The organism is Paenibacillus sp. J22R67, assembly GCF_059692175.1.
On the sequence record NZ_JCAUAX010000007.1, the window covers coordinates 200,119 to 218,658 of the forward strand.

Genomic DNA, 18,540 nt, shown 5'->3' on the forward strand with positions numbered 1-18,540 from the left:
GGAAATGAGAACCGCATGAGATGGATAGGCTTGGATTACGGGGATAAAACGATTGGTGTAGCGATGAGCGATGAACTAGGATGGACCGCGCAAGCGCTCGAGGTTATACATCGTCGTAAGCCAGGAGAAGACATTGACCGGCTGGCAGCTATTGTCGAGCAGTATGGTGTCACGCAAATTATCGTTGGCTTACCCAAAAATATGAACAACACGATTGGTCCTCGTGGCGAATTGGCCATCCAGTTCTCGAAAGAATTAGAACAAAAATTAAGTGTACCTGTACACTTGTGGGATGAGCGCTTAACGACCGTTGCGGCCACTCGCACACTGCTTGAAGCAGATGTGAGCCGGAAGAAACGGAAGCAGGTCATTGATAAAATGGCCGCGCAGATCATCCTGCAAGGGTATATGGATGCCAATATGAAGAGGTGAATGAACATGTCCAAAGAAGAATTGCGTGAAGAGGAACCAGAAATCATTTACATCCCGGACGATGAAGGCAACGAAGAAGAGTTCGAGGTTATCATGAAATTCGAAGTGGACGGTTCTGACAAGAAGTACATGATGGTAGTGCCTACTGACGGAGGAGACGAAGAATCCGACGAAGTGTATGCATTCCGTTATGAAGAAGATGATGACGGCGAAGATTTGAAGCTGTTCACCATTGATGATGAAGAAGAGTGGAATATCGTGGAAGAAACATTTAACACATTAATGGCAGAATTCGATGAGGAAGAAGAAGCATGAGTACGACGCTTTCTGACGTATTGCGTAAAGCTTACGGGGATGATATTATTTTGTTTGATGAGCAAAATGAATCAACGGTGTATCATCTTCTTAAAGAATTCGTTTATGACAATAGAACGTATGCTGTTTTGCAATCCGATGAACTCAAGAAGGAAGACGAGGTTGCTGTTTTCCGAGTGACGCAGAATGTGGACGGCGAATACGAGCTGGAAACCATCGAAGATGACGACGAATACGAAACGGTTTCGGAACTCTACGACGAGATGGTATTTCCAAATCAGGATGACTTGTAAGAAGTAAACAACCGAGCGGAGCGCATCCGCTCGTTTTTGTTTGCTTGGAGACTTGCGATAGCAGAGTTCTGCTGCTGCAAAACGTTTAGGAGGATCATCGTGAACAACATGCTTGATCAAGAGAATGCAGGGAGTACGACGAAACGAAAGAAACTGAAGCTAACTCTTCTAATTGTGGGTCTGTTTCTGCTCATTATTATCGGGACAGCAAGCGGTATTGGATTATATATTGTGAATGCACTGCAGCCAGTTGCAGCTTCTGAAGAAGCAGTGAGGGTATCCATTCCCCAAGGCGCCGGATCTGTACAAATCGCTAAGGAGCTTGAAACAAAGGGACTTATTAAGAATTCATCCGTTTTTACGTATTATTTAAAAGTAAAAAAGCAGGGCTCCAGGTTTCAAGCTGGTGAATATGAGATGAAGCCCGGTTTAACATTCGAAGAGATGATAGAAAAGCTGAATAAAGGGGATACCGTTAAGGAAGAGGTTATTCGTATAACGATTCCTGAAGGGTACACCGTTGATCAAATTGCTTCTAAATTAAGTGAACAGACGCCGTGGAACAAAGATGTTTTTCTGAAGCTGGCAGATGCGCCTGCAGGCCTGACAGAAGAGAACGCCGCGAGCGGCATTCCGGACAACAAGAATCTGAAGCATCGGCTTGAAGGGTATTTGTTCCCGGAAACCTATGAGTTTAAAAAGGGTTCAACGGAACAGGAGTTTATTGAGCGAACACTGCAGCAACTGGACAAAATGCTTGCCACGCTGCCGCCAGACTGGAAGGACAAGCTCAAGGAGCGCGGACTTAGCGTCCATCAGATGCTGACTATAGCATCTTTAATTGAGCGAGAAGTTGTTCAGGACGAAGAAAGGGCTCTTGTTTCCGGCGTTATCCAAAATAGGTTGAATAAGAATATGCCTCTGCAAATTGATGCTACGGTGCAATATTTATTTGATAAGTCCAAGGAGCGGTTGTTGGAAAAGGATTTGCAAATACAAAGCCCTTATAATACGTACTTAAATACTGGGCTGCCTCCGGGGCCAATTGCCAGTCCGAGTCTTGCCTCGATGAAGGCTGCGATTTATCCGCAAGAAACGAAGTATTTGTTTTATGTAACGAAGAAGGACGGAACCAAAGGGCATTTGTTCGCGGAGACATTTGAGGAGCACAAAAAAAATATTGCGGATAGTAAAAAGGCCGCGAATTAATACCACGTTAGGAAGCTGACAGAAGGTAGGGTAAGCAAGTGAAAAAACCAGAGTTAGTAATAAGCTGCGGCACAGTCGCTGAATTGAAAAGAATGATTGAAGTCGGCGCAGACAGTGTGATTATTGGGGAAGAGCGCTATGCTATGCGTCTGCCTGGAGACGTGAAGCTGGAGGAGATAAGAGAATCAGTAGCTTGGGCTCATGAGAAACAGGCGAAGGTGTATGTGTCTGTGAACAAAATTTTTGACAATGGCTCCTTGGAGGGGCTGTCAGAGTATTTAAGCAAGCTGCAAGCATATAACGTGGATGGCGTTATTTTCGGTGATCCCGCAGTCCTCATGGCTGCTCGTACGTTGCCAAAGCCGCTTGCGCTGCATTGGAATGCCGAGATGACTTCAACCAATTTCGCGACAGCGAATTATTGGGGCAGACAGGGGGCAACCCGGGTTGTGCTGGCTAGAGAGCTGAATATGGAACAGGTATTGGCTTTTAAAGAGAACACGGAGCTAGCCGTTGAAGTTCAAGTACACGGTATCACGAATATTTATCACTCAAAGCGAGAGTTAGTGAAAAATTATATCGAACACCAAGGGAAAGATGCATCCACAGAGGATCGCTCCATTGAACGCGGACTGTTCCTAATTGAGCATGAACGCCGCGATCAGCGTTATCCTGTGTATGAGGATGGTAACGGCACGCACATCATGAGTTCTGAGGATTTTTGCATGCTAGAAAATTTGCCTGAGCTTATGGATGGCGGGATTGATAGCTTCAAAATCGAAGGTCTTTTGAAATCAACTGCGTATAACGAAACGGTTGTTCGTAGCTATCGTGCTGTCATTGACGCTTATGCCGCTGATCCTGAAGCATTTGAGTTCCAGCAAGAGTGGCTGGATGCTATAACAGAATTGCAAGACCCAGAGCGTGAGTTGTCTTTCGGGTTTTTCTATAAAGAACAGGTATATTGATAGATGGAAGAAGGTGCGTTTTCGAGATGACGACAGCATTAGAAGCACGAGCGAGAGGGAAGCGTGTTAGACTGCATAAGCCGGAATTACTTGCCCCTGCGGGCAATTTGGAAAAATTGAAATTCGCCATCCACTACGGTGCTGATGCGGTATATATTGGCGGACAGAAATATGGTCTCCGCTCTAGCGCAGACAACTTTTCGCTCGAGGAAATGCGTGAAGCGGTTGAGTTTGCGAACGGGTACGGGGCCAAAGTGTTCGTTGCAACGAACATTTATGCGCACAACGAGGACATTGAAGGGCTGGATGAGTATTTACGGGGACTGCAAGAGGTAGGCATCTCAGCCATTATTGCAGCAGATCCGCTGATTATGGAAACGTGCCGAAGAGTGGCGCCTAAGCTGGAAGTTCATGTGAGCACGCAGCAGTCAGTGATGAACTGGCAAACCGTGAAGTTCTGGAAAGATCAAGGCATTGAACGTGTGGTTCTGGCCCGCGAAGTGAGCATGGAGGAAATTGATCAGATTAAAGCTCATGTCGATGTCGAGATTGAAGCTTTCATTCATGGCGCGATGTGCAGCTCGTACTCCGGCAGATGTGTGCTTTCCAATCATTTTACGGATCGCGACTCCAATCGCGGAGGCTGCTCGCAATCATGCCGTTGGAAATATGATCTGTTTGCCAAAGATCAGCCTGAATCAGCGCCACTTGCGACGGATTTGCCTTTGTTTGGGGATGAAGATGATGCCTTTACGATGGGATCGAAGGATCTCAGCATGATCGAACATATTGCCGATATGATTGAGTCCGGTGTAGACAGCTTCAAAATTGAAGGAAGAATGAAGAGTATTCATTATGTGGCGACGGTTGTTAATGCCTACCGTCAAGCGATTGATGCTTATTTTGAGGATCCGGAACATTTCCAGCTCAATCCTGTTTGGCAGGAGGAGATCCATAAAGCGGCCAATCGACCTTTGAATGAGGGCTTCTTCTACGAGGCTCCAGGCCCTGAAGATCACATTTTCGAGCCAGAGGATAAAGTAGTTGGTTTTGATTTTGTCGGTCTAGTACTGTCCTATGACGAGGCAACGGGGACCGCGTTAATTCAGCAAAGAAATCATTTCAAGCCAGGGCAGGAAATTGAATTCTTCGGACCAGAAGGAACGCAATTTAAACAAAAGGTTGGCGTGATCTGGAATGAAGAGGGGCAGGAGCTGGATGCAGCAAGGCATCCACTTCAAGTGATTAAACTTAAAACGGAATTACCTGTTAAAAAATGGGATATGATGCGTAAGAAAACAGGAAAATAGTACCATGGAAGCTTTCTCCAGACTGGGTTATATTGGAGAAAGTTTCTTTTTTTTATTTTCTTTTAGAGCGAATATTAAAGGAAATTGTTACATGTTGTCGAAATGAATAAAAAACACGAGTTGTAACCCTTTTCATTTTAGGACGAAAGTACGGGGGACAATGAACAGAAACTAATGGCGGTGAAGAAGATGAAGAAGAGACTCCAAAGTATTCTCGCATTTGTAAACAAAGCTGTCGCTCAAACAATCCGAAATGTTCCATGGGGTCGTATGGCGGGGGCGGCAGGCAAGACATCCAAGGAAATGGGCACAGTCGCTTTTAAAGAAATGAGGCAGGTTAAATTGGAAAATCCAGTGAAATCCGTAGGCATGAAGCTGTTTTTAATGTTTTTTATCAGCATTTTGTTCTTCGTTCTCATCGTAGGGATGATTTCTTACAGCGTGTCCAAAAGTGTCATTAAGAACAAAGTCGCAGAATCCTCCTTGCAAACCGTCACACAAGCAGGTCAAAAGTTGGATTTCCTTTATCAGACCTTTGAAGACACATCTTTACAAATTATGCTGAACAAAGAGCTGCAGGACCTTCTTGAGAAAGTTCCTACATTAGATCCTGCTTCGTACGAATCGCTGGAGGTTATTCGCCAATTAACGGATAAATTAAATGTGGTGACCTTCGCTAACAAGTCAATTAAAACGCTTCATCTTTATCGGCCAGACGGCAAGCTTATTGTCATTACTGGTTCCGGTGGAAGTACGTTAAGTGAAAATTCCGGAACGAGCGATTGGTTTAAGAAGATTGTGGAGAATGGGGGAAAAGTAGCGTGGTTGGATAGTAAAGTCAAAGGATATTCCAGCTCTTCCACGAATACATTTGCCATTGGCCGTCTTATGAGAAATACGCTTACGAACAGCACGACTGCCGTGTTAATGTTGGAACTTAGCACTGATCTCTTGAATAAAGAAATTACGGGTATGTCTTTAGGAGATGACAGTAAGGTCGTTATTACGAATGCAGAGAATAAGAACGTTGCAGTTGCAGAAACTGCAGAGCTCGAAAAAGATGCAGCCATTCAATTAACGAAAGAGCAAAGGGATGAAGAACATGGCTCTTTTGTAACGAAAGACGATCATTTGGTAGCCTACTACAAATCATCTTTATCAGGTTGGAATCTAGTTGGGGATATCCCGGTTAGCTCACTTGTAAAAGATGCTAAGAAAATCTTCAACCTCACGCTTCTAATCGCTTTATTTGCGGCTATTGCGGCCGTATTAATCGGATTATTCGTTGCCAGAATGATTGGACGACCGCTGATTAATCTTCGCAACTTGATGCAGCAAGGCGCCAAAGGTAAGTTAACGGTGCGTGCAAACTATACAACACAGGATGAAATTGGTCAGTTGGGCGCAAGTTTCGATGTTATGATGCAGCAGATTACCACGTTGGTCCAACAAACTAGTACCTCTGCTCAAGCTGTTTTTGAAACAGCGCAAGAGTTGACGAATTCCTCCAAGGTGACTGCTACTGCGGCTAGAGAAATTGCTGTAGCTACGGATGAAATCTCCAATGGTGCCGGAGGCTTGGCGACGGAGTCCGAACGAGGAAATGAGCTGACGCATCATATCGGTATTCAGATGAAGCAGGTTATCGAAGCAAACCTGGAGATGGGGACAGCTGCAGCAGATGTGCAGAGCTCCAGTGAGCAAGGAACGAAATACATGTCCGAGCTCATTTCGAAGACGAATTTGACGGAAGAAATGATTCGTTCAATGGTTGATAAAGTCGACAACTTGAAAGACAGCACGCGTTCGATTCGCAAAATCTTGGATGTTTTGAATAATATGACGAAGCAAACGAATATTTTGTCCTTGAATGCGACAATTGAAGCTGCACGTGCCGGAGCTGCGGGCAAAGGCTTCATGGTTGTTGCGGATGAGATTCGGAAGCTGGCTGACCAATCCCGTCAATCGATTGATGTCGTAGGTCAAATTACAGAAACGATCCAGAAAGAAATCGATGAGACGGTCAAAGTGCTTTCAACAGCTACGCCGATTTTCAAAGAACAGATTCTAGCGGTGAAAGAAGCCGATATTATTTTCAAACAAGTAACGAACCATATGGGCGGTTTCATTGAGCAATTGAGCACAGTGAGCGATTCGATCTCAACATTGGAACAATCGCAGGTCGTTCTTTCGGATGCCATGACGAATGTAAGTGCGGTAGCGGAGGAATCTCTTGCTACTTCAGAGGAAGTTGCTTCCTTGAGCTCTGAGCAGCTCAGCATTAGCGATGGATTAGTGAAATTGTCGGATAAACTGGATCTGCTTTCCAAATCACTTACAGACACCCTATCCAAATTCGAAGTCTAGTCGTATACAGTTCGAAGTCCACTCTCTGTTTAAGAGGGTGGGCTTTTTTTTGTTTCAGAGAGGGTGTATGGACGGTTTGTCTACGTGCAGGAATGACGATACTGAATACATCTGAGATTATGATGAATGACATCGTAAGGAGTTAGGTGTATGAGGGTCAAACAGTTATCTTCACTTGAAAAACGTCGTATTTTTATTATTCTCCTAACCATCGTACTCCTGTTTATTGGTATAGCGGGTAAGCTATTCTGGATACAGATCGCAGCAACGGAAAACTACAGCTCACACGGTGTTAATTTGCTTAAAAACTCAGTCGTTCAAAGGCAGCGCGCACTTGTGCTGGAAAGCGGAAGAGGAGAAATCCTGGATCGCGATCTGCAACCGATGACAGGGAAGATTGTGAAGTCCCTGGTTGTGTTTCCCATTCATAGCGAACTGCAAGCAAAGCCGCTGCAAGTGAAACAGCTTGTTCAGATTTTGAAGACGAATGCGGAGTCTTGGCGCGTATTCACCAAAGATCTAAAAGAGCCGCAAGTGTGGAGCGCTGCTGGCGGGGGCAAGCCGGTCGAATTAACAGATGAACAGGAAGATCAGATTGAAGCACTTAATTTGCCGAATGTGAAGGTGGTGCAGATGGAGGATCGCTACCCGAGCGGGATGACTGCGCGGCAGCTGATTGGCTTCATCGGGCAAAATCCGGATCGCGTGATGAACCTATACGGCGCGGATTTGGAGAAAGGCAAGGTCGCACTGACATCGAAGATTGGCGGAGCAGGCCTTGAGAAGACGTTCGATCTCTGGCTTCGCGGCATCGGAGAGACATCAATCTCTTATTTTATGGATGCTGGGAAAAGGCCTCTGACGGGACTGGATGCGCGTATGATTGCGCCGAATAATGCTTTTTATCCTGTTAAGTTAGTTACGACTCTTGATGTAAGCGTGCAGCAGCAAATCGAGACATTGATGGATAAACTGAAAATACGCGATGGAGCAGCCGTCGTTCAGGAAGTCGAACAAGGGGACATCGTCGCCATGGCGAGCAGGCCCAACTATGATCCCACGTCCGTGGATCTTGCCAGTAATAGCTGGAGCAACTATGCGCTTAAGGCGACGGCTCCCGGCTCTATTTTCAAAACCATTGTGGCAGCCGCTGCTCTAGATTTAGGTGTAGTTAATCCCAAAGAGACTTTCACTTGTGAAGGAGCTCTTGGCAAGTACGGTTTTACATGCTGGAGGAAAGAGGGACATGGGCCCTTAACCTTGGAGCAAGGGTTCGCACAGTCTTGCAACATCGTGTTTGCCAAAGTCATGCAGCGCTTAACTGCTGCTCAACTAGAAAGCTTCGCGCATAAGCTTGGCGTGCTTGATGAGGTCGGTTGGACAGGGAAAACAGATACGAAGATCCTTCTCCATCAATTAGACAGCGAGGAGACTGGACAGCTCTTTGGCGCCCATACCCCGCATGATGATGAGGGGGTGCTTATGCAGACAGCCATCGGTCAAAGAGACGTCATGATGACCCCTTTGCAGGCGTCTAATATGATTGTAACTTTGCTGCACAATGGAAAAGGCTATTCGCCAAGAGTGGTCCAAGAAATCCGCTACCAAACCGATCGCGTGATGGAGAAGTTTGAACCGCAAACATTAAAGGACAAAGAAGGGTACGTGTCTGCCTCGACCAGCCGAACGCTTTTGAGCTGGATGAGAGAAGTCGTGACCGAAGGGACAGGCCAAGGGTTGAAGGATGCGAAGTGGCAGCTCGCAGGGAAATCCGGTACGGCACAAACGATGGTTGGCAAACAGGAAAAGGTGAACCAGTGGTTTATCGGATATGGCCCAGCAGCTTCTCCCAAGTATGCGGTATCCGTTGTTATCAAGAACACGGACCCAGCCGAAAGCAACAAGGCCATACCTTTATTCAAAGGGATCATGGATATTCTGGCAAGTGAATCAAACAGCAGGTAGTGAGATCGTAAAGCAGGTGCCTTGATTGGGCTCGCTCGTTACTTCAATGAGTCCTCCGAAGGTGCGGATGATCCGGTAAGAGACCATCATGCTGAGACCAGTGCTTTTATTTTTGGTGGAATAAAAAGGGGTTCCAAGTCGATTGATCTGTTCAGCTGTCATACCGACGCCAGTATCTGTAATTTGGAGGATAACGTTGGAGCCCTTTTTGAAGCCTATGATTTGTAATGCTCCTCCGTTCGTCATAGCCTCAATACCGTTTTTTGTTAAGTTGAGCAGGCATTGCATAATTTTCTCTTCATTAGCTTGAATGACCAGGGGGGATTTCAAGTCGATTTGAATATCAACCCCGCGTATAGCCGCATATGGAAGAATCAGATTGCTTAATTTGGACGACAAGTCAGATAGGTTCAGCGGTTCAAGTTTCTCAGCCTCGGGTTTGGCAAAAGACAAGTAGTCGGTAATGATGCTTTGGGCGCGGTCAATTTCTTCGATGACCATGGATGTGTAGACATGTTTCTTCTCTTCAGTGACTTGAGATTGACTGAGGAGTTGCATAAATCCCCTGGCTACCGTCATAGGGTTGCGAATTTCATGGGCGACAGAAGCTGCCAATTCACTAAGGACATTCAGCTTCTCAGAGCGCTGGATTTCTTGGCGCAATGTGATATTTTCGCGGATTCGGGCAATTAAATACGTGAGCAGCCACATCGTAAATAAGTGAACGAGACAATACAAGATACCGTATACCAAAAAAGTACGATCTACCGCGACAAAAGAACCGACTCTATAAAGCAGAGTGATGCAGAAAGTTGCTAGAGCACTGATGAAAGCAAGCAGGGTGGGAAACATCACTTTGGGGGTTAGGTGCTTCCAATTGCTTAGTGCAATGAAAGCCAGGATGAAGGGGACGAGAAGAGCTAATAAGGTGACGATCCACACGAAATTCGGGCCATTCATGATGTACACATAGGCGAGTATGAATCCAGAAACCGCTAGTCCTGAGCGTATGCCGCCATATAGGAAAGCTATGAGTACGGGAATAATATGAAGATCGAAATGATTGCCTATGGGTTTAAAAAAAGGATGGGTCATGCAAAAAATGGCGGCTAATGAGCAGATGAATAGGAGAAATACCTGACGGTACTTATCATAATTGTCTAATGAGCCGGGTTTTTCGAGCCAAAAGATGTGAGTTAAAACAATGGGGACGGTTAACACAAGGATATTAAGGAGTAAATCGTCAAATATGTTCAAAGATCTCGCCTACTTAATAATAATTTGATGTTCCACTTTTTATTCGACACAAAACTTGGAATTCCTTCGAATTGTATCCTAAATTTTGATGTTTTTTGGCGAAATACACCGATTTTTTACATTGCGGCTTACGCTAGATTCGCTTACAATTCGGAAGACGGACTTAAATAGCAGGCTCAGGAGAATATTTTAATGACGAATACACCACTTTCCTCTTCCATGGTCATTCTTGACCGAACCCAGGAAACGAACGAAAGATCTATTCTATATGCTTTTGCGCTGGAAGAACTTTTGTGCCGATCCATTGGTAAAATGGCACCTCCGATCCTCCACATTTGGCGGCACCCGCGAGCTTTTGTCATGGGACTTAGAGATAGTAGGCTCCCGGAAGCGGCACTGGCTAACCAATGGTTACTCGATCAAGGGTACGATACGGCTGTAAGAAATTCAGGGGGCGCAGCGGTTCCGCTGGATCTGAGTGTTGTAAATGTCTCTTTACTGCTGCCCAAAGAGGCGGGGGATATGGAGCATCGCAAGGATTTTGAAGCGATGGTTACCCTGATCCGCGACGTGATGAGCAAACTTACCGATCATATCGATCAAGGCGAGGTGATGGGGTCCTTTTGTCCGGGAGAGTTCGACTTAAGTGTAGGCGGTCGTAAGTTCTGTGGGATCGCACAGCGCAGACAGCGGCTTGCTATATCAGTCCAAGCGTTTATTATCGTCGATGGTGATGGCGAGGCTAGGGCAGCGCTGGCTAGGGGCTTCTACGAGCGCGCGGCTGTATCTGCTGATCCAGGCCAGTATCCTGACGTGGCACCAGGGAGCATGGCAAGTCTAGCAGATTGCTTGAACATTCCGTTAACAGCAGAGCAATTTACTGCGAACTTAGTTGAAGTCATGGTTGCCAGAGGGCTGCAAGTGTTGAGTCCCGAAGCAATTCCAGGGTATCCGACGGATGGCCAGATTGGCGACATGGTGAACCTGATGAAAGAGCGATACGCGATCAAAAATTAAAAAAACGGTCTGACTTCGTCATCTGACGCAAGCAGGGCCGTTTTTTGTCTAATACGGCGGCGGAGGATGGGATGGCTCGCTCAACTTTACCCCAGAAAATAATGCAGCGCCGCGCTCAGTTCCCCTTGCCAGAATCCCCACAAATGCTTGCCAGGTTTCTCGATATAATGAAGCACCGCATTTTTTCTTTCCAGATCCTCTTTGGCCAAACGATTTTCTCTGACGAAGTCAAAGGTTCCTCGTTCTGTTTTGACATCCGTTTCATCCAAGCCAATCAACATATACATTTCAAGCCAAGATAAATCGTCTTCCGCTTTAAGGCGTTCGCGGGTAATGTCGAAAAATGCGCCAGATAAGGATATAACGCGGCAAAAAAGGCTAGGATAATCTAAGGCGAGATGCAAGGAAACGGTCCCACCGAGGGAATCACCTGCGACAATGCGTTCACTGCGCTCCGTACGTACAGGATAGCGGCTTTCCACATAAGGGAGCAGCTCCTCCGCGAAAAAGCGGCAGTAAGCGTCATGACGCTCACCTTCCGGCGCATATTCGGACGTGCGATTAGCCGCGTTCACATCCACACCTACCACAATGGCTGGCTCCAGGTCTTCATCCAAAATGCAGCGGGTAATCGTTGTGGCAATGCGCCCGAAATTAAAGAATTGCTCGCCATCTTGGCAATAAATAACTGGGTAGGAGAGCAGCTCGTTATAACCGGGAGGCAAATAAATGCGAAGCGGGCGTGTTTCTTGAAGCAGGACAGAGGTGAGTTCATCTTTCACAATGGTTCTTTGGTAGTAACGAGCGTCATCAGACATCGCGTATTCTCCTTTGTATCCTAATGGGGAAAAGTGGTATGTGAAGCGTGAATTGGAAAAGATCTGGGTAAGGTGTATTATATCAGTTGTTAATTTCATGTTAACTGTATTATATATTTTCCTAAACTGTACTATTCGCTTCCGCGAAAAAAGGTCATATATCATAAGGATAGCGGTGTACAATTCACAAAAACAGGTTTATAATAATACTATAACAGAAGTGTAGCTAGCAGGCATCAAAATCATATAAGAGGTGAAATGGTATGAGTAAGCCACTTGTCAGCCAAGTAAATTACGAAGTGACCACAGAGAAGGTTGAGCCTTTACAAGTACTGGCTCCAGACGGCACAATTGTAAATCCCGACAAAATGCCTAAACTTAGCGATGACCAATTAAGAGAGTTAATGAGAAGAATGGTATTCACACGTGTTTGGGACGAAAGAGCTGTAAATCTCGGTCGTCAAGGACGTCTTGGTTTCTATGCGCCGGTATCCGGACAAGAAGCTTCCATGATCGGTAGTGAATTTGCATTAAATAAAGATGACTTTATTTGCCCGGGTTACCGCGATATGCCGCAGCTCGTATGGCACGGACTTCCGCTTTACCAAGCATTCCTATACTCCCGCGGACATCAACATGGCGGACAAATTCCGCAAGATGTTCACGTTCTTATGCCGCAAATCATCATTGGTGCACAAATTCTGCACGCAACTGGTGTTGCTATGGCGTTCAAGAAACGTAACCAACCGCGTGTAGCGATTACGTACACAGGGGACGGAGGAAGCTCCGAAGGAGATTTCTACGAAGGAATGAACTTTGCAGGAGCATTCAAGCTGCCTGCCATTTATTTTGTACAAAACAATGGTTATGCGATCACAACGCCTTACTCCAAGCAAACTGGAGCACTTTCTGTTGCTCATAAAGCACTTGCAGCAGGTATCAAAGGCGTGCAAGTAGATGGAATGGACGTTCTGGCTGTTGTTCAAGCTGTGTCCGAAGCTGCTGAAAGAGGCCGCAAAGGCGAAGGCGCTACATTGATTGAGGCTTTGACATACCGTTACCGTCCGCATTCCTTAGCCGATGATACGACGAAATACCGTACCAAAGATGAGGAATCCGATTGGGAGCCTAAAGATCCGCTTACGCGTATGCGTATTTTCCTGACCAAAAAAGGTCTATGGAGCGAAGAAGAAGAGGCTAAAGTGAAAGAAGAAGCAAAAGCAACTGTTGCTGAGCACATTAAAAAAGCTGAGGAAACTGAGAAAATGACAGTTCCGGGCTTAATCGATTCCATGTTCGAAGTTACACCTTCCCATCTCGAAGAACAGAAACAAGCGTATAAATAAAATCTGGCAAAAACTCTTAGGAGGCACGGAGAAGTCATGGCACAAATGACGATGATTCAAGCGATTAAAGACGCAATGCGCGTTGAACTGGAAAGAGATCCAAATGTAATTTTGTTCGGCGAAGACGTTGGCCATGTTGGTGGCGTATTCCGTGCTACAGAAGGTTTACAAAAAGAATTCGGCGAAGAGCGCGTATTTGATACGCCTCTTGCTGAGTCTGCAATCGGCGGACTTGCTGTAGGTCTTGGCGTTCAAGGCTTCCGTCCAATCGCTGAGATTCAATTCGTAGGTTTTATTTACGAAGCGCTTGACCAAATTTGCGTGCAAGCAGCTCGTATGCGTTACCGCTCCGGCGGTCGTTACAACGCACCTATCGTATTCCGTACACCTTACGGCGGCGGAGTTAAAGCGGCTGAGCTTCACACGGATGCACTTGAAGGTCTATTGGTGCAAACTCCGGGGATTAAAGTTGTTGTTCCTTCCAACCCTTATGATGCGAAGGGCTTGCTCATTTCTGCGATTCGCGATAATGACCCTGTCTTCTTCATGGAGCATCTGAACTTATACCGCGCATTCCGCGCAGAAGTACCAGAAGGTGAATACACGATTGAGCTTGGTAAAGCGAACGTTGTTCGTGAAGGTTCTGACGTAACGATCATCACTTACGGCGCAATGGTTCACACATCTGTGAAAGCCGCAGAAGAGATCGAGAAAACGCAAGGCGTGAAAGTTGAAGTTATCGACCTTCGTACCCTGCTTCCGCTTGATATCGACACGATTGTCACTTCAATCAAGAAAACGAACCGTGCAATTATCGTACAAGAAGCGCAAAAAACTTCTGGAGTAGCCGCAGAGGTTATTGCTCAAATTAATGAAAAAGCAATTCTTCACTTGGAAGCTCCAGTTCTGCGTATTGCGCCTCCGGATACCGTTTATCCGTTCGCACAAATCGAAGATGCTTGGTTGCCTAGCCCTGCAAGTGTTATTGCCGGTATTAAACAAGTACTCGAATTCTAATTCACAGTCGAAGGTAACAGGAGGTAGTACACGTGGCATTGTTTGAATACAAGTTCCCAGAGCTTGGAGAAGGCATACATGAAGGCGAAATCGTTAAGATGCTCGTAAAAGCGGGTGACACCGTAACAGACGAAACAATTCTTATGGAAGTACAGAACGACAAAGCAGTTGTTGAAGTTCCTTGTCCAGTAGAAGGTAAAGTCGTTAGCGTCGCTGTAAAAGACGGACAAACCTGTACGATTGGCGAGCTCGTGATGACAATCGAAGTAACAGGCGAGATGCCGGCTGAGTCCATGCATCACGGCAGCTCCAACAACGCTGCGCCTGCTGCCGCAGCGACACCTGCTGCTACAGCGGTAGCCGTAGCAGAGGCTCCTGCAGCAGCGCCTGCAGCAGTTGCTGCAACACCGGCACCAGCCGCGCCAAGCGCTGGCGGCGGCCTTGAAGTGCTTGCGACGCCTAGCGTGCGCAAGCTAGCAAGAGAAAAAGGCATCACACTCGCAGAGGTGAAGCCTACTGGCAAGCACGGCCGCGTAACACGCGAGGACGTGCTTGGGTTTAACGGAGCCGGCAACGCCGCAACTCCGGCAGCAACAGAGCCAGCTGCAGCGGAAGCAGCTGGCAGCGCAGCACCTGCGGCTAGCACGCAGGTTGCTGTGGGCGATCGCGTAGAAGAGCGGGTTCCGTTCAAAGGAATCCGGAAAGTGATCGCGAACGCGATGGTGAAATCCGTGTACACGGCACCGCACGTGACACTGATGGACGAAATCGACGTGAGCGCATTAGTTGCTTTGCGTGAGCGCACGAAGCCTCTTGCTGAGAAAAAAGGCGTGAAGTTGACTTACCTTCCTTTCATTGTGAAAGCATTGGTAGCGGCTTGCCGTCAATTCCCAGCGTTGAACGCGATGATCGACGAAGAGAAACAAGAAATTGTCTACAAAAAGTACTACAACATCGGTATCGCAACAGATACAGACAACGGCTTGCTCGTACCTGTTATCCATGATGCAGACCGCAAAAATGTATGGTCGATCGCTTCTTCCATCAAAGACTTGGCTACTCGCGGACGCGATGGCAAATTGTCTCCGAACGAGATGAAGGGCGGCACGATCTCCATTACGAACATTGGTTCTGTAGGCGGTATGTTCTTCACGCCGGTTATCAACTTCCCTGAAGTTGCGATCCTGGGTGCTGGCCGTATTACTGAAAAACCTGTCGTGAAAAACGGTCAAATCGTTGCAGCATCGGTTATGGCTCTTTCCTTAAGTTTCGATCACCGTATCGTAGACGGAGCGACAGCGCAAAGCTTCTTGAACTACATCAAACAGCTTCTGGCTGATCCAGAGCTTCTCGTCTTGGAGGTGTAACAACATGGTAGTGGGAGATGCTTCTCTTGATATTGACTTGCTAGTCATAGGTGCAGGACCAGGTGGTTACGTTGCTGCCATTCGCGCAGCTCAACTTGGTCAAAGTGTACTTATTGTAGATAAATCGGAGTGGGGCGGCGTCTGCTTGAACCGCGGCTGTATCCCTTCCAAAGCGTTGATCTCCGCTGCTCATACCTATGAGCATGCGCAGCACGCTGACAGTATGGGTATCTCTGTAGAGAACGTGAAAGTGGACTTTGCAAAGGTACAAGCTTGGAAAAACAGCATTGTTGCTAAACAAACGGGCGGCGTTGGCGCGCTGCTCAAAGGCAACAAAATTCAAACGTTCCAAGGCGAAGTTATGTTCATCAACGAGCACGAAGCACGTGTGTTCAATGATGCAGAAGCTCCGCGCTACCGCTTTAAGCACTGTATTATCGCGACGGGTTCCCGTCCGATTGAGCTGAAAGCATTCCCTTACGGCGGAAGAATTATTTCTTCCACGGAAGCTTTGAACTTGCCTGAAGTTCCGAAAAGCATGATCGTTATCGGCGGCGGCTACATCGGAATCGAGCTTGGTCAAACTTACGCGAAGTTCGGTACCAAAGTAACTGTTTTGGAAGGATCAGATCACGTACTGCCAGGCTTCGAGAAAGAACTGACGAAGCTTGTAGCACGCAACCTGGAGAAAGTTGGCGTTGAGGTTCATACAGAAGCGCTAGCACAATCCTGCACAAAAACAGAGAACGACGTAACCGTAACTTTCACTGTTAAAGGCGAAGAGAAACAAGTAACAGCTGATTACGTACTTGTAACAGTTGGCCGTCGTCCAAACACAGATGGCGAGCTTGGTCTTGATCTGATTAACATGAAATTGACGGACCGTGGTTTGATCGAAGTGGATAACCAAGGTAGAACAAGCATCCCGCATATCTTTGCGATTGGTGACGTGGTACCTGGTCTTTCTCTAGCTCACAAAGCTTCTTATGAAGCAAAAGTGGCAGCTGAAGCTATCGCAGGTCACCCTAGCATCGTTGACTACAAAGCGATCCCTGCTGTTGTGTTCTCCGATCCAGAAATTGCTGGTGTTGGTTTGAGCGAAACAGAAGCAAAAGAAAAAGGCATCAACGTTACGATCGGTAAGTTCCCTTACGCAGCTAATGGCCGCGCTAACTCTTTGAACGCAGGACAAGGTTTCGTGAAGCTTGTAGGCGACAAAGAAACAGGCCAATTGCTTGGTGGTCAAATTGTTGGTCCAGAAGCATCAAACTTAATTGGCGAGCTTGCTCTTGCTGTTGAGATGGGTGCTAACCTGGAAGATATCGCGCTTACGATTCACGCACATCCAACATTGACAGAAATGATCATGGATGCAGCTGAAGGCGCGCTTGGACACCCCATTCACCAACTAGGTAAATAAGCTTCATTAGAGCGGTTTCCAATACCTTTAGATAAAAAGTCCCGAGAGCATGGCGCAAGCCGCTCTACGGGACTCTTTTATTTGTTTTAACCGTTCCTGCGGGCAAAATCATGCATGAACTCAGCTAAAGCTTGGCAAGCTTCATAAGGGACCGCATTATAGGCGGAAGCGCGGAGACCGCCGACGCTGCGGTGACCAGCCAAACCCTCGAAGCCGTGAGTCTCGGATTCCAAGATAAAACGGCGTTCAAGCTCTTCATTTGCCATACGCCAAGTGATATTCATGGGAGAACGGTCTTTTGCATCAATAATCCCTTGATAGAAACCGCCGCTCTTATCAATAACCTCATAAATGAGACCGGCTTTTACAAGATTATGGCGTTCTAATTGTTCCACGCCACCTTGCTTTTGCGCCCATTTGAGCACGAGATTAGTCATATAAATGGCGTGGACCGGAGGCGTGTTGAACAGGGATTTATTTTTGGCAAATGTGCTGTAGCGCATGATTTCCGGAATCTCCTTGGAAGCCTGCTCCAGCCAGCTTTCGCGGATAATGACAACCGTGACACCAGCAGGTCCAAGATTCTTCTGAGCACCGGCATAAATCATCGAGAACTTCTGAAGATCCAGTTTGCGGCTGAGGATTTCGCTAGTCATATCGCCAACCAAAGGGATATCGCCGACTTCGGGAATCTCGGCATAACGCGATCCTTCGATGGTATTGTTCATGGTGATATGCACGTAGGCAGCGTCTGGGCTGAGATCCTTTGTATCCCAGACAGGAATGCCGCGCCAAGCTTGCTCTTTGGAGCTTGCCGCGACGTGGGTGCGACCTAGATAGGCAGCTTCTTTATAAGCTTTTTCAGCAAAGCTGCCAGTTAAAACATAATTAGCTGAAAGATGAAGCTGTAAGAAATTCATCGGAAGGAGAGCGAACTGCGTGCTTGCCCCACCGCCCATGAAAAGTACTTCATATCCATTAGGTAAATCCAGCAGTGAGAGCAGGAGGAGCTGAGTTTCGTGATTTATTTCCTCAACTGTCCGGCTTCTATGCGACATTTCGAGCAGCGAAATTCCTTTGCCATCGTAATCGATAAATTGCTGCTGAGCTTCTTCTAGAACGTCTAAAGGAAGTGCAGCTGGACCTGGATTAAAATTGTACCTGCGTTTTGTTAAGTTCATGTGTGTTTCCTCCCGTAACCGATTTTTGGCCAACAAAAAAACGCTCCTCATCCGATTGGGACGAGGAGCGTTTGCTCGCGGTGCCACCCAATTTAAGAAACATTACGTGAATGCTTCTCCACTTGGTTCCGCGGTAACGGGCGGTGCCGGTTAACTTAGCATGACCCTAAGCTAGGAGCATACTTGGCGATAACGCCTCCGAGTTGGATTCTCATCATAGGCACGATCGAATATAGAAGTTGAATAAAAGTATATGCT

17 protein-coding genes are annotated in these 18,540 nt (G+C 46.8%); 14 read left to right on the forward strand and 3 right to left on the reverse strand.

Annotated elements, in window-relative coordinates; genetic code table 11:
- Nucleotides 1-15: 15 nt before the first annotated feature.
- The 8 genes from ruvX (at nucleotide 16) to AC58VC_RS25155 (ending at nucleotide 8,859) form a co-directional block, all read left to right on the forward strand.
- Nucleotides 16-432, forward strand: coding sequence for a Holliday junction resolvase RuvX (gene ruvX / locus AC58VC_RS25120; RefSeq protein WP_497372450.1), 417 nt, complete (start codon nucleotides 16-18; stop codon nucleotides 430-432).
- 6 nt (nucleotides 433-438) lie between these two features.
- Nucleotides 439-747 (forward strand): DUF1292 domain-containing protein, encoded by a 309-nt coding sequence (locus tag AC58VC_RS25125; RefSeq protein WP_056610485.1) that lies wholly within the window; start codon nucleotides 439-441, stop codon nucleotides 745-747.
- The gene (locus tag AC58VC_RS25130; RefSeq protein WP_497372452.1) at nucleotides 744-1,040 is read left to right on the forward strand and encodes a DUF1292 domain-containing protein; all 297 of its coding nucleotides are present in this window, start codon (nucleotides 744-746) and stop codon (nucleotides 1,038-1,040) included. Before AC58VC_RS25125 ends, AC58VC_RS25130 begins: the two co-directional genes overlap by 4 nt.
- A gap of 108 nt (nucleotides 1,041-1,148) precedes the next feature.
- A complete protein-coding gene (mltG, locus tag AC58VC_RS25135) occupies nucleotides 1,149-2,249 on the forward strand; it encodes an endolytic transglycosylase MltG (protein WP_497372772.1) in 1,101 nt (366 codons plus the stop codon).
- Nucleotides 2,250-2,287: 38 nt separating this feature from the next.
- A complete protein-coding gene (locus AC58VC_RS25140; protein ID WP_497372454.1) occupies nucleotides 2,288-3,217 on the forward strand; it encodes a peptidase U32 family protein in 930 nt (309 codons plus the stop codon).
- A 26-nt stretch (nucleotides 3,218-3,243) separates the two neighbouring features.
- Nucleotides 3,244-4,527, forward strand: coding sequence for a peptidase U32 family protein (locus AC58VC_RS25145; RefSeq protein WP_497372455.1), 1,284 nt, complete (start codon nucleotides 3,244-3,246; stop codon nucleotides 4,525-4,527).
- A 189-nt stretch (nucleotides 4,528-4,716) separates the two neighbouring features.
- Entirely contained in the window at nucleotides 4,717-6,894 is a 2,178-nt protein-coding gene (locus AC58VC_RS25150; protein ID WP_497372457.1) for a methyl-accepting chemotaxis protein, read from the forward strand.
- A 150-nt stretch (nucleotides 6,895-7,044) separates the two neighbouring features.
- Nucleotides 7,045-8,859, forward strand: a complete 1,815-nt coding sequence (locus AC58VC_RS25155; protein WP_497372459.1) for a peptidoglycan D,D-transpeptidase FtsI family protein — start codon at nucleotides 7,045-7,047, stop codon at nucleotides 8,857-8,859.
- On the opposite strand, the gene AC58VC_RS25160 is transcribed toward AC58VC_RS25155, so the two are convergent.
- On the reverse strand, nucleotides 8,845-9,954 hold the full coding sequence (locus tag AC58VC_RS25160; RefSeq protein ID WP_497372461.1) for an ATP-binding protein: 1,110 nt from the start codon (nucleotides 9,952-9,954) through the stop codon (nucleotides 8,845-8,847). The genes AC58VC_RS25155 and AC58VC_RS25160 overlap by 15 nt on opposite strands.
- Nucleotides 9,955-10,308: 354 nt before the next feature.
- Between AC58VC_RS25160 and AC58VC_RS25165 the strand changes: the two genes are divergently transcribed.
- The gene (locus AC58VC_RS25165) at nucleotides 10,309-11,133 is read left to right on the forward strand and encodes a lipoate--protein ligase family protein (RefSeq protein ID WP_497372463.1); all 825 of its coding nucleotides are present in this window, start codon (nucleotides 10,309-10,311) and stop codon (nucleotides 11,131-11,133) included.
- Nucleotides 11,134-11,219: 86 nt separating this feature from the next.
- Here the strand turns inward: AC58VC_RS25165 and AC58VC_RS25170 are convergent, their stop codons facing one another.
- Nucleotides 11,220-11,951: an alpha/beta hydrolase gene (locus AC58VC_RS25170; RefSeq protein ID WP_497372465.1), complete on the reverse strand. Its 732-nt coding sequence runs from the start codon at nucleotides 11,949-11,951 to the stop codon at nucleotides 11,220-11,222.
- Between the two features lie 263 nt (nucleotides 11,952-12,214).
- Here AC58VC_RS25170 and pdhA point away from each other — a divergent pair, with 263 nt between their 5' ends.
- The 4 genes from pdhA to lpdA are packed head-to-tail and all read left to right on the forward strand — an operon-like array spanning nucleotide 12,215 to nucleotide 17,101.
- Nucleotides 12,215-13,297 carry a pyruvate dehydrogenase (acetyl-transferring) E1 component subunit alpha gene (pdhA, locus tag AC58VC_RS25175; protein ID WP_497372467.1) on the forward strand — a complete coding sequence of 361 codons (1,083 nt, stop codon included), beginning with the start codon at nucleotides 12,215-12,217 and terminating at the stop codon, nucleotides 13,295-13,297.
- A gap of 36 nt (nucleotides 13,298-13,333) precedes the next feature.
- Complete coding sequence (locus tag AC58VC_RS25180) at nucleotides 13,334-14,314, forward strand: alpha-ketoacid dehydrogenase subunit beta (RefSeq protein WP_497372469.1); 981 nt, start codon at nucleotides 13,334-13,336, stop codon at nucleotides 14,312-14,314.
- 32 nt (nucleotides 14,315-14,346) lie between these two features.
- Entirely contained in the window at nucleotides 14,347-15,681 is a 1,335-nt protein-coding gene (locus AC58VC_RS25185) for a dihydrolipoamide acetyltransferase family protein (RefSeq protein WP_497372471.1), read from the forward strand.
- Between the two features lie 4 nt (nucleotides 15,682-15,685).
- A complete protein-coding gene (gene lpdA / locus AC58VC_RS25190) occupies nucleotides 15,686-17,101 on the forward strand; it encodes a dihydrolipoyl dehydrogenase (protein WP_497372473.1) in 1,416 nt (471 codons plus the stop codon).
- Between the two features lie 86 nt (nucleotides 17,102-17,187).
- Here lpdA and serC read toward each other — a convergent pair whose 3' ends face one another.
- Nucleotides 17,188-18,282 (reverse strand): 3-phosphoserine/phosphohydroxythreonine transaminase, encoded by a 1,095-nt coding sequence (gene serC, locus AC58VC_RS25195; RefSeq protein WP_497372475.1) that lies wholly within the window; start codon nucleotides 18,280-18,282, stop codon nucleotides 17,188-17,190.
- Between the two features lie 25 nt (nucleotides 18,283-18,307).
- Between serC and AC58VC_RS25200 the strand changes: the two genes are divergently transcribed.
- Nucleotides 18,308-18,436, forward strand: a complete 129-nt coding sequence (locus AC58VC_RS25200) for a hypothetical protein (protein WP_497372477.1) — start codon at nucleotides 18,308-18,310, stop codon at nucleotides 18,434-18,436.
- Nucleotides 18,437-18,540 lie beyond the last annotated feature (104 nt).

Coding starts and splice junctions, on each gene's coding strand:
- ruvX (WP_497372450.1), top strand. CDS start 16: ATGAGATGGATAGGCTTGGATTACGGGGATAAAACGATTGGTGTAGCG.
- AC58VC_RS25125 (WP_056610485.1), top strand. CDS start 439: ATGTCCAAAGAAGAATTGCGTGAAGAGGAACCAGAAATCATTTACATC.
- AC58VC_RS25130 (WP_497372452.1), top strand. CDS start 744: ATGAGTACGACGCTTTCTGACGTATTGCGTAAAGCTTACGGGGATGAT.
- mltG (WP_497372772.1), top strand. CDS start 1,149: ATGCTTGATCAAGAGAATGCAGGGAGTACGACGAAACGAAAGAAACTG.
- AC58VC_RS25145 (WP_497372455.1), top strand. CDS start 3,244: ATGACGACAGCATTAGAAGCACGAGCGAGAGGGAAGCGTGTTAGACTG.
- AC58VC_RS25150 (WP_497372457.1), top strand. CDS start 4,717: ATGAAGAAGAGACTCCAAAGTATTCTCGCATTTGTAAACAAAGCTGTC.
- AC58VC_RS25155 (WP_497372459.1), top strand. CDS start 7,045: ATGAGGGTCAAACAGTTATCTTCACTTGAAAAACGTCGTATTTTTATT.
- AC58VC_RS25160 (WP_497372461.1), bottom strand. CDS start 9,954: ATGACCCATCCTTTTTTTAAACCCATAGGCAATCATTTCGATCTTCAT.
- AC58VC_RS25165 (WP_497372463.1), top strand. CDS start 10,309: ATGACGAATACACCACTTTCCTCTTCCATGGTCATTCTTGACCGAACC.
- AC58VC_RS25170 (WP_497372465.1), bottom strand. CDS start 11,951: ATGTCTGATGACGCTCGTTACTACCAAAGAACCATTGTGAAAGATGAA.
- pdhA (WP_497372467.1), top strand. CDS start 12,215: ATGAGTAAGCCACTTGTCAGCCAAGTAAATTACGAAGTGACCACAGAG.
- AC58VC_RS25180 (WP_497372469.1), top strand. CDS start 13,334: ATGGCACAAATGACGATGATTCAAGCGATTAAAGACGCAATGCGCGTT.
- lpdA (WP_497372473.1), top strand. CDS start 15,686: ATGGTAGTGGGAGATGCTTCTCTTGATATTGACTTGCTAGTCATAGGT.
- serC (WP_497372475.1), bottom strand. CDS start 18,282: ATGAACTTAACAAAACGCAGGTACAATTTTAATCCAGGTCCAGCTGCA.